Raw genomic sequence first — 9,261 nt, forward strand, 5'->3', positions numbered from 1 at the left:
GGACCGGACCGGGCGACCGCCCGGCCGCTCAGTGCAGGTAGTACGGGCGGTTGTGCGCGGCGACCGGCGCCGACTGGTAGCTCCAGGCGCCGGCGGCGGGTGCCTCGCCGATCAGGTCCGCCAGGTCCCGGCCGAGCCCGCCGGTGGGATCCAGGACGGTCAACCGGGCCCGCTCGGCCGTGCGGTCGTCGAACCCCCACCAGCGCCCGGGCTGGTGGATCGCCATCGGGCCCGCGAGCGCGCGGCCCTCGGCGGTGGTGCCGTAGCCGGTCACCGGGCTGTTGTTCACCGGCACCGACGGCAGGTCGGCGAGGTCGACCGAGAAGGCGAACAGCTCGTGCGGCTCCCGCACCAGGGCGCCGTCGGGCCCGGCGTGGGCGTCCCGGCAGCGCACCGACCAGGCGTCGCAGGGCGGGCCGTTGGGGGAGGGCATGCTGCACTCGAACCAGCCCGGGTACTTGGGCTCGGCGAACAGCCGGCGGCCGGCGTCGATGGCGATCGGGTTGTCGCAGACCACGTGGAGCCGGGCGATCCCGAGCAGCCGGGTCTGGTCCCACCCCTGCGCGTACTGCGGGTAGTCGACCTCGGGCACCCGGCCGGCGGCGTCGGCCGGGTGGGCGAGGACGGTGAACTCGACCTCCTGCGTGATCCCGCCGCCGGTGGCGTACTGCGCGAAGTACAGCTGGAAGTTGAGCGAGACCAGCGCCCGGCCGCCGAACTCGGCGACGGCCAGGGCCGGGTGCTGCTTGGCCAGCAGCGCCCTGGCCGGCTCGGGGTCGACCAGCCAGTCCACCCCGACCATGTGCAGCGCCCCGTAGTGGAACGGCAGGTGGTAGGGCTCGGCGATCGGTGGCAGGGGCAGCGGGCTCATGCGCCCACCTCGCTGCGCCCGGCGGGGGCGGGTGCCCCCGCGCGCCCCGGGGTGGTGCGTTCGTCTCGCTCGGTCACAGGGCTCCTCCGTGGGACAGGTGGACGGGGCGGCCGGCGGCGGCCGGGGCCGCCGCGATCCGGTCGGCGCTGCGCAGCGCCAGGGCGGCCATGGTCAGGGTGGGGTTGGCGGTGGCGACGGAGGGCATGCTGCCGCACCCGACGGCGTACAGGCCGGGGTGGTCCCAGCACTGCTGCCACTGGTCGACCACCGAGTCGACGGGCGAGCCGCCCATGATGTGGGTGCCCGCGCCGTGCCCCGCGCCCCGGTAGCCGTAGCTGCGGCCGCGGTGCTCGAACCGGCCCGGCCAGGCGGCGGCCGGCGCGTAGTCGGTGTGGTCCTCGGCGCCGAGCAGCGCGAAGAGCTGGTCGGAGACGGCCCGCGCCGCGGCCATGCCGTCCTTGACGTGCTCCGAGAGCCGGTAGTCGACGAGTGGGCGGGGCAGGCCGAGGCCGTCCCGTTCGGTCGGGTGCAGGGTGACCCGGTTGGCGGGGTCCGGCGCCTGCTCCAGCTCGAACTGGAGGGTGAACTGACGTCCGATCCGGTCCGCCAGGGCCGCGCGCAGCGCCGGCCCGGTGAGGCCCGCGCGGAGCAGTCGGTCCACCTCGCCGTCCACCGGGCCGGTGGCCCAGACCCAGCCCCAGTTGCCGATCTCGATCCGGAACGGGGCCCGGGCGCGCCGGCCCGGTCCCGCACGGAAGCCCTCGAAGCCGGAGGTCGAGCCGGGCCCGCGGTACGGGCCGACCCGTTCGGGCAGCAGGCCCCAGGTGAGCAGCACCGGATGGTCCATCAGGTTGCGGCCCAACTGGTCGCTGCGGTTGGCCAGACCGGACAGGAGCAGCAGCCGGGCGTTCTCGATCGCGTGCGCCGTCAGCACGACGGTCGGCGCCGCGACGGTGTGCGGGCGGCCCGCGTGGTCGCGGTACTCGACCCCGCGGGCCCGGCCCGCCGGGTCGACCAGCACCCGGCAGACCACGGCGCGCTCCCGCAGCGTGACCGAGCCGGCCCACTGGGCCTGGGTCCGCAGCGGCGTGTACTTGGCCCGGGTCGGGCAGTGCGGGATGCAGCTGGCGCTGCCCCGGCAGCGGCTGGCGGGGTCCGGGCGTCCGTCCGCGCCGAGCGGGGTGTAGCCCGGGTTGGGCGTGCCGTTGCGCGCGTGCGGCGTGCCGACCACCCGCAGCTCCACCGCCTCGTCCGCGACCGGGTCCACCACCCGGCGCCCGTCCAACTGCCGGGCCAGCACCTGGTCCAGGTGGCTCGGCGGCAGGGCGCGCATGGGGAAGTCGTAGGCGTCCGGGAACGGCAGGCCCACGCCCGCGCGCTGCTCGGCCACGTCCGCGCAGACGCCCAACTCCCGTTCGGCGGCGCGGTAGTACGGCTCCAGGTCGGGGTAGCCCAACGGCCAGTCGCGGCCGTAGCCGAACTGCTCGGTGCGGAAGTCCTCGGGGAGCATCCGCGGTGCGAGGCCGGTCCACACGTTGCCGGTCCCGCCGTTCACGCGCAGGTACCCGCTGCCGTAGGGCAGTTCACCGCGCTGGCGCAGGTGGCCGGTGGCCCGGAAGCCGCCGTCGGGCAGCCCCGTCAGGTCGGTGACCTCGGGCCAGGGGGCGGCGGGCTGCGGGTGGTACGGCGAGCCGGGGACCTTGGCGGGGGCGGTGGAGTAGTGGTCCAGCGCCGCCCGGTGGCCGGGGTGCCGGTCGCCCGCCTCCAGCACCAGGACCCGCAGCCCGCGCTCACCCAGCCGCTTGGCCACCAGCGACCCGGCGACGCCCGCGCCCACCACGACGACGTCGTACGGCCCGGTCACGGCGCCGTGGCCCAACTGCCGTACCCGGCGCCCGCGGTCCCGGGCGCCGGCACCCCGATCGCGCGCCAGACCAGACCGGCGGCGTAGGCCCGCGGCGAGACCACGTAGGTGTCGCCGCCGCTGTCCCAACTGCCCGTGTACCAGAGCCGGGTGACCGCCCTGGCAGCGGCCGGGTCCGGATCGTCCAGCAGCAGTCGGCAGTACCGGTCGATCCCGAGCTCGCGGACGACCACGGCGAGGTACTCGTCCACCACGCCGGTGGCGAGCAACTCGTCCGCGGAGAAGCCGGTCAGCTCGGCAGAGCGGGCGATGAACTCACTGCGTTGATCAGGCACGGCGGCATACCTGCCCCACGAATGGTCAGGTATGCGTCAAAGTCGCGGCGTTGATCGGTGCCGCGGCACGAAGGCTCGGAACTCGGCCCCGCTCCGGCATGTCGGGGGCTCCTGCCACCCGCGCCCGAGCAGAGTGGATGCCGACCCGTCCCGCTACCCCAAGGACTGCCTCATGACCACGAACGCCGACCGCCCCGACCCGCTGCGGGTGCTCGTCTTCGGCGCCGCACTGCGGACCGGCTCGGTCAACGCGCGCCTCGCCGCCCTGGTGGCCCGGCTGGTGACCGACGCCGGGGCCACCGCCGACCTGGCCGGCATGCACGAGTTCGACATGCCGCTCTACGACGGCGACGTCGAGCAGGGCGCCGGCCTGCCCGCCGGCGCCCTGGCGCTGCGGGCGCGGCTGGAGCAGTGCGACGCCTTCATCATCTCCTCCCCGGAGTACAACGCCTCGGTCCCGGGCGTGTTGAAGAACGCGATCGACTGGGTCTCCCGGGTCCAGCCGCAGCCCTTCAAGACCAAGCACGCGCTGCTGGTCTCCGCGTCGCCCTCCCTGGTCGGCGGCAACCGGGGGCTGTGGGCGCTGCGCGTCCCGCTGGAGCACCTGGGCACCCGGGTCTACCCCGACATGTTCAGCCTGGCCAACGCCCACCACGCGTTCACCGAGGACGGGGACCTGGCGGACGAGGGCCTGCGGGCCCGGCTCTCCGACACCGTGTCCGGCTTCCTGGGCCTGGTCGAGGCCGACGTCCGCTACGTCTGCCTGAGCCGCCGCTGGTACGAGTTCCTCGGCGACCGCTCCGAGGACCCGGTCACCCAGCGCGCGGAGGACTGAAGTCCCGGGCGCCGACCGGCGTCGGCGGTGGCAACTACCCTGACGCGCATGGACTGGCTCGATCAGGTGGCGAAGCTGCGGCGGTGGAGCGGCAACGGCGTGCGGGCGCCGCACAAGCCGCTGCTGATGCTGTACGCGCTCGGCAGCTACCAGCAGGACGCGGACGGCGCACTGCGGTACAGCGCGGTGGAACAGGAGCTGCAGCGGCTGCTCGCCGAGTACGGGCCCGGGCACCGGACCACGCCGGCCTACCCGTTCCACCACCTGGTCAGCGACGGGGTGTGGGAGGTCAGCACCGACCGGGGCCCGGGCAGCCCCGGCAGCGGGATCACCGTGCTGCGCGAGAGCGGGGCGACCGGCCGGCTCGCCCGCGAGCTGCGGGCCGAACTGGCGCGGGACGGCTCGCTGCTGGGGCGGCTGGCCCGGGTGCTGCTGGACACCCACTTCCCGCCCTCGCTGCACGTGGACCTGTGCGAGGCGGTCGGCCTCGACCTGGAGCTCGCCGAGCTCCCCGGCCGGTCCGGCTCCGCCCCGGCCGCCGCGGCCCGCCGCGGGCGGGACCGGCGGATGCGCGAACTCGTGCTGACCGCGTACGAGTTCCAGTGCGCCTTCTGCGGGTACGACGGAGCGCTCGGGGCCGGCACGGTGGGGCTGGAGGCGGCCCACGTGCGGTGGTGGTCGCACGACGGGCCGGACGAGGTGGACAACGGGCTCTGCCTCTGCTCGCTGCACCACAAGCTGTTCGACAAGGGCGTGCTGGGGGTGGGGGAGGGCCACCGCATCCTGGTGTCGCAGCGCTTCGTCGGGCGCAACCCGGCCAGCCGCCGGCAGGTGCTGGAACTCGCCGGGCGTCCGGTGATCGGCCCGCAGCGGGGGGTCGCGCCGGTGGCGCGGCGGCACCGGGAGTGGCACGTCGGCCAGGTCTTCCACGGTGCGCCGCGCACCCCCGTCACGGCGTGACGGCGCCGCTCAGCGGCGGCGGAACAGCTTCCCCAGCCGCCCCGGCCGGTCGGCCGACTGCCCGGCCGGCGGTGCGGCGGGCGGCTGCGGTCCGGCGCCGCCGAGCTGGGCGGCGCGCTCGGTGACCTGACGGCGGGTCTGCTCGTCCTGCGGGGTGACCTGCTCGCGCTGGGCTCGGTCGCGGGCGGCGAGGTCACGGGCCAGGCCGAGGCCGCGCTCGTCCAGCCAGGGGCAGCAGAGCATCAGGGCGCAGACGGACTGGAGGATCGTCACCTCGCGCTCCATCGAGCACTCGGCCACGTCCAGCAGGCGGTCCAGCAGCCGGGCCGCGACGTCCTCGCGGGTCTCGGGGTGGGTCCAGGCGACGGCCACCAGGGCGAAGCCCGCCGCCTCGGCGACCCAGTCCTCGGAGCCGAGCAGCAGGTCGACCAGCACCTCGCGGCGCTGCGACTCCAGCCAGGGCTGCTCGGTGCGCAGGTGGGCGATGCCCAGGCAGGCGAAGGCCTGGACGGCGCGGACCCACAGCTCCGGCTGACCGCCCAGCAGGGCCCGGCCCAGTTCGTCCTCGCGCGGGGCCGGCGGGTGGGCCAGCGCACCGAGCAGATCGGCCAGCGGCAGGCCGGCCAGCCGGACGGCGTGGTCGTAGGCGGCGGAGAGGGTGGGCCAGGCGATCTCGGTGGTGGACCGGATCAGCTCCGCGCCCGCCGCGGACGGCGGCGCGACGGCGGGCACGGCAGTGGTGCCGTCGAACTCCCAGATCCAGGTGGAGACCTCACGCAGGGTCAGCCGCGGGTCGGGGTCGGGCACCGACTGGTACTCGATGGTGGCGCGCGGGAAGGCGAGCGCCAACGCCAGCCGCGAGCTGGGCGGCTCCAACTGGGAGGAGGTGCAGGCGATCTCGTCGTCCCGGTGGGTCTTCGGCGACTTCTGGAACTGGTGGATCAGGTTGACGGTCGCCTCGACGGCCGGGTGCACCACGCCCAGCCAGGGCTCGCGCCGGCTCAGCTCGGCCAGCAGGGCGGGCGCGTACTCGTGGTCGGGGTGCGCCCGGAAGTGGTCGTTCAGCGCGAGCAGGTGCCGGGTGCCGCCGTCGATCCGGTGGCGCAGACCGTGCAGGGCCGGGCCGGCCTTGGGGTGGTCCGGCTCGGCGGCCAGGGTGCGCTCGAGCCAGGGCAGGCCGGCCTCCGGGCGGCCGAGCGCGGCGTACAGCTCGGCCACGTCCACCGCGAGGTAGCCGTCGAACTGCTCGGCCAGCTGCGTCTCCCAGACCGCCAGCGCCTGCTCCGGCCGCCCGGCGGCGCGCAGCGCGTTGCCCAGCATCACGGCGGGCATGTGCCCGGGGGCCACCCGCTGCGCGTGCTCGGCCAGCCGGACCGCCTCCTCCGGGTCGCCCAGGCGGCGGACCAGTGCGGAGGCCATGCAGGTCAGCAGGGTGTGCTCGGGGTGCAGCGCGGTGGCCGCCCGGACCAGCTGCTCGAACGGGCGCAGCACGGCGCGCTGCGGCTCGGGCACCCGGTCCGGCAGGCCGCCGTTGACCCGGGTGACGGCCTGGGCGAGCGTCTCGGGGTCCAGCCGCCCGGGCAGTTCGGGCGCGCCGAGCCAGGCCACGGCGCACCAGGGCGCCTCGGGCGCGAACCGGACGGCCGAGGCGAGCAGCAGCACGGCCTGGTCGACGTCGCCGGCCGCCGCCTCCACCTGGGCCCGGCAGACCACGGTGCCCAGGTACTGCTGCTCCGTCAGCGGGAACAGCTCCCGGGCCGCCGCCGGCCCCCCGGCCCGCCCCCACAGCTCGGCGAGCACCTCGTGCACCTCGGGCAACTGCGGATCGGCCACCATGGCGTCCGCGACGTGGTTCGCCGCGTGCGCCAGGTCCCCCTCGTGCAGCGCGAGCCGGGCGACGGCCACCTCGCCCTCCGCCGTCAGCCGCTGGTCGCCGCACTCCGGGTGCTGCATGCTGTTCCCCCACGTACTTGCCCGACTGTTCGACCACCGAGGCTATCCCGTCCGCCGACCCCCACCCGCTGCGGGGCCGCCCGACCGGGAGCCGCGGTCAGCCCAGCCGGGCCGTCGCGAGGTTGATCAGCATGCCGCACGGGACGTGGCCGTCGGCGTTCCGGCGGGGGTGGACCTCGGTGAGGAACGCGTCGTGCAGCGCGGCGGTCTGGGCCTGGTCCAGCGTGGTCACGTCGTAGAAGGCCCTGGTGAGGGTCTGCCAGCAGTGGTCCGGGTCACCGCCGAGGTCGATGGCGATCGACTCCCAGGTCACCGGGGTGAAGCCGGCCGGGACCAGGAGCTCGTCCAGGCCCTCGCGCGAGCGGCTGCGGCGGTCGCCCAGCCGGGGCATCCGGCGCTCGGCGGGCACCGACGCGAAGGACGGCCGGGCCAGGGTGAGGAAGAGCTCGATCGCCTCGCCCGCCACCGGGCCGCCGCCCACCGCGACGGCGAGCGTGCCGCCCGGGCGCAGCACCCGGGCCGCCTCCCGGACGACCTGCTCGACGTCGGTCATCAGCATCAGCGCCATGTGCGAGACGACGGCGTCGAAGCTGTCGTCCGCGAACGGCAGTTCCTGCGCCCGCCCCTGGTGCAGCTCGGCCCCCGCGAGGGCCGGCCGCCGCCGGGCGAGCGCCAGCTCCCCGGCCGACAGGTCGATCCCGGCCAGCACCTCGGCCCCCTGCCCCGCCAGCAGGTCGAGCAGCGCGCCGTCCGCGCACCCCAGGTCCAGCACCCTGCGCGCCCCGGCCACCCGGGCGGCGAGCGCCTGGTAACTGGTCGTCCCGTCCGCGGCGGGCCCGGCCTCGGTGGCCGCGGACTGCAGCCCGGGCGTGCGGTCGTGGAAGGCGCGCAGGAAGTCTTCGGCGGTCAGCAGAGCGGTCATGGATCGACCCTATGCGAACGGGCGCTCCGTCACACCCGCCGATCCGCGGACGTGCTGACGACCAGGGCGCCGTCCGCGAGGTCGAGGCGCCGGTCCTGCTGCCGGGGCCGGCGGCGCCGCTGCGGACCGGGGTCGGCCGGCCACTCCGGCGCGCGCGTCGCCCGGCCACGGACCGACCGGGGTCATGCGGGGTGCGCCCACCCCAGGACCGCCGGGGTCGGCCCGTCCGGGCGGACCGTGATGCCGTAGGTGGCGCCGGTGGGGACCGAGGCGAACTCGACGGTGTGCAGCGGGAGCAGGTGCTCCAGCAGGGTCACGCTCTCGCGCAGGGCGAACTGCAGGCCCAGGCAGGCGCGGGCGCCGAGGCCGAAGGGGTAGTAGGCGCCCGGGTGGGTGGGGCGGGCGCCGGGGGTGGTGAAGCGGGTGGGGTCGAACCGCTCGGGGTCGGGCCAGAGGTCGGGGTCGCGGTGGGTGAGGTACGGCGAGACCAGCAGGTCGGTGCCGGCGGCGATCGGGTGGCCGGCCAGGACGTCGTCCTCGGCCGCGTGCCGGGGCAGGATCCAGGCCGACGGGTAGAGCCGCAGGGTCTCCTGCACCAGGGCCAGCAGCGCCTCGCGCCGCTCCGCGGAGCCGGCCGGACCGGCGGCCAGGGCCTGCCCGCGCGCCTTCGGGTTGGCGTCCAGCAGCAGGTAGAGCCAGGTCAGTGTGGTGGCGGTGGTCTCGTGGCCGGCCATCAGCAGGGTGACCAGCTCGTCCCGGATCAGGGTGTCGGTGTACTCGGGGCGTTCGACGGCGGCGTCCAGCAGCACGTGCAGCAGGCCGGGCCCGTCCGGCCCGGCCGGCGTGCGCCGGGCGGCCTCGATGGCACGGTGGGCGGCCGCGTCGATCCGGGCCAGTTCGCCGGCGACCGCCTGCCGGGCGTCGGCCGCTTCGGCCGGCAGGCCGGGCAGCACCGCGACCACGGCGGGGATCGCGGCCAGCTCGGCCTCGGTGCCGGCGTCCAGCGGGTGACCGGTGAGCGCCCGCCAGATGGTGTCCAGCGCGAAGCGGCGCAACTCCTCGCCGATGTCGAGCGGTTCGCCGCTGGCGGCGCAGCCGGCCCAGCGCTCGGCGGTGTGTCGGGCGGCCGCCGTGATCCGCTGCTCGTAGCGGCGCATCCCGGGGCCGGTGAACTGGGACTGCAGCAGGCGCCGTTGCCGCTTCCAGGCGTCGCCGGTGGCGGACAGCACCCCGTCGCCGACCAGCAGCCGGGCGCGGTGCGAGCGCTTCACGTAGCGGTCGGGGTACTGGCCCAGCACGTGCTGCACGGCCCGCGGTTCGGTGACCAGCACGGTCGGCTGCGGTCCGCCGAGCGGGATCCCGGCCACCGGCCCGCAGGCGGCCCGGGCCAGGGCGAGCAGCTCGACGAGCTCGCCGCCGCCCGCCCGCCAGCGGGCCACGTCGGCGGGATCCAACAGGGGTACGGTCTCTGTGGTCACCTGACGGACTGTACGCCAAGGACTACGGGCGGTGGGTCCCGAG

8 protein-coding genes are annotated in these 9,261 nt (G+C 76.1%); 2 read left to right on the plus strand and 6 right to left on the minus strand.

What is annotated here, in order from left to right; all coding sequences use genetic code 11:
- Window positions 1-28: 28 nt before the first annotated feature.
- The 3 genes from ACFW1A_RS07680 to ACFW1A_RS07690 form a co-directional block, all read right to left on the minus strand.
- Entirely contained in the window at window positions 29-871 is an 843-nt protein-coding gene (locus ACFW1A_RS07680) for a hypothetical protein (protein WP_380405862.1), read from the minus strand.
- A 73-nt stretch (window positions 872-944) separates the two neighbouring features.
- Window positions 945-2,735, minus strand: a complete 1,791-nt coding sequence (locus ACFW1A_RS07685; protein WP_380405865.1) for a GMC family oxidoreductase — start codon at window positions 2,733-2,735, stop codon at window positions 945-947.
- On the minus strand, window positions 2,732-3,070 hold the full coding sequence (locus ACFW1A_RS07690) for a hypothetical protein (protein ID WP_380405867.1): 339 nt from the start codon (window positions 3,068-3,070) through the stop codon (window positions 2,732-2,734). Before ACFW1A_RS07690 ends, ACFW1A_RS07685 begins: the two co-directional genes overlap by 4 nt.
- Before the next feature lie 172 nt (window positions 3,071-3,242).
- Here ACFW1A_RS07690 and ACFW1A_RS07695 point away from each other — a divergent pair, with 172 nt between their 5' ends.
- Together ACFW1A_RS07695 and ACFW1A_RS07700 are read left to right on the plus strand one after the other, a co-directional pair.
- The gene (locus tag ACFW1A_RS07695) at window positions 3,243-3,905 is read left to right on the plus strand and encodes an NADPH-dependent FMN reductase (RefSeq protein WP_380405870.1); all 663 of its coding nucleotides are present in this window, start codon (window positions 3,243-3,245) and stop codon (window positions 3,903-3,905) included.
- A 48-nt stretch (window positions 3,906-3,953) separates the two neighbouring features.
- The gene (locus ACFW1A_RS07700; protein ID WP_380405872.1) at window positions 3,954-4,865 is read left to right on the plus strand and encodes a phosphorothioated DNA-binding restriction endonuclease; all 912 of its coding nucleotides are present in this window, start codon (window positions 3,954-3,956) and stop codon (window positions 4,863-4,865) included.
- Between the two features lie 9 nt (window positions 4,866-4,874).
- Here the strand turns inward: ACFW1A_RS07700 and ACFW1A_RS07705 are convergent, their stop codons facing one another.
- The 3 genes from ACFW1A_RS07705 to ACFW1A_RS07715 form a co-directional block, all read right to left on the minus strand.
- Window positions 4,875-6,818, minus strand: coding sequence for a hypothetical protein (locus ACFW1A_RS07705; RefSeq protein ID WP_380405875.1), 1,944 nt, complete (start codon window positions 6,816-6,818; stop codon window positions 4,875-4,877).
- A gap of 97 nt (window positions 6,819-6,915) precedes the next feature.
- On the minus strand, window positions 6,916-7,740 hold the full coding sequence (locus tag ACFW1A_RS07710; protein WP_380405878.1) for a class I SAM-dependent methyltransferase: 825 nt from the start codon (window positions 7,738-7,740) through the stop codon (window positions 6,916-6,918).
- Window positions 7,741-7,922: 182 nt separating this feature from the next.
- Window positions 7,923-9,218 (minus strand): cytochrome P450, encoded by a 1,296-nt coding sequence (locus ACFW1A_RS07715; RefSeq protein WP_380405881.1) that lies wholly within the window; start codon window positions 9,216-9,218, stop codon window positions 7,923-7,925.
- Between the last annotated feature and the right edge of the window lie 43 nt (window positions 9,219-9,261).

The organism is Kitasatospora sp. NPDC058965, from assembly GCF_042741245.1.
GTDB lineage: Bacteria > Actinomycetota > Actinomycetes > Streptomycetales > Streptomycetaceae > Kitasatospora.

Coding starts and splice junctions, on each gene's coding strand:
- ACFW1A_RS07680 (WP_380405862.1), bottom strand. CDS start 871: ATGAGCCCGCTGCCCCTGCCACCGATCGCCGAGCCCTACCACCTGCCG.
- ACFW1A_RS07695 (WP_380405870.1), top strand. CDS start 3,243: ATGACCACGAACGCCGACCGCCCCGACCCGCTGCGGGTGCTCGTCTTC.
- ACFW1A_RS07700 (WP_380405872.1), top strand. CDS start 3,954: ATGGACTGGCTCGATCAGGTGGCGAAGCTGCGGCGGTGGAGCGGCAAC.
- ACFW1A_RS07705 (WP_380405875.1), bottom strand. CDS start 6,818: ATGCAGCACCCGGAGTGCGGCGACCAGCGGCTGACGGCGGAGGGCGAG.
- ACFW1A_RS07710 (WP_380405878.1), bottom strand. CDS start 7,740: ATGACCGCTCTGCTGACCGCCGAAGACTTCCTGCGCGCCTTCCACGAC.